Below are 1,018 nucleotides of genomic sequence, written 5' to 3' on the forward strand. Positions count from 1 at the left end.
ACAAGTGCAAGTACATCTGCTAGCACGTCGGCATCAACAAGTGCAAGTACATCAGCAAGCACATCTGCTTCAACAAGTGCAAGCACATCAGCAAGTACGTCAGCATCAACAAGCGCAAGTACGTCAGTAAGTACATCAGCATCAACGAGCGCAAGCACATCAGCAAGTACGTCGGCATCAACAAGTGCAAGCACGTCAGCAAGTACGTCAGCATCAACGAGCGCAAGTACTTCAGCAAGTACATCTGCATCAACAAGCGCAAGCACATCAGCAAGTACATCCGCTTCAACGAGCGCAAGCACGTCAGCAAGTACGTCAGCCTCAACAAGTGCAAGTACATCAGCAAGTACGTCAGCATCAACAAGCGCAAGCACATCAGCAAGTACATCCGCATCAACAAGTGCAAGTACGTCAGCAAGTACATCGGCCTCAACAAGTGCAAGTACATCAGCAAGCACATCGGCCTCAACAAGTGCAAGCACGTCAGCAAGTACGTCAGCATCAACAAGTGCAAGTACATCAGCAAGTACGTCAGCATCAACAAGCGCAAGTACGTCAGTAAGTACATCCGCATCAACAAGCGCAAGCACTTCAGCAAGTACGTCAGCCTCAACAAGTGCAAGTACCTCAGCAAGTACATCGGCCTCAACAAGTGCAAGCACGTCAGCATCAACAAGCGCAAGCACATCAGCAAGTACATCCGCATCAACAAGTGCAAGTACATCTGCTAGCACGTCAGCCTCAACGAGCGCAAGCACATCAGCAAGTACATCGGCTTCAACAAGCGCAAGCACATCAGCAAGTACGTCAGCAAGTACATCTGCTAGCACGTCGGCATCAACAAGTGCAAGTACGTCAGCAAGTACATCGGCTTCAACAAGCGCAAGCACTTCAGCAAGTACGTCAGCCTCAACAAGTGCAAGTACATCTGCTAGCACGTCGGCATCAACAAGTGCAAGTACATCAGCAAGCACATCTGCTTCAACAAGTGCAAGCACATCAGCAAGTACGTCAGCAT

1 protein-coding gene is annotated in these 1,018 nt (G+C 49.4%); it reads right to left on the bottom strand.

Annotated features, from left to right (window positions below; translation table 11 throughout):
• The coding region (locus tag QM460_RS10390) for a hypothetical protein (protein WP_414290055.1) at positions 1–1,018 on the bottom strand (1,018 nt) is incomplete at both ends.

The organism is Streptococcus infantis, assembly GCF_047464415.1.
GTDB lineage: Bacteria > Bacillota > Bacilli > Lactobacillales > Streptococcaceae > Streptococcus > Streptococcus infantis_AE.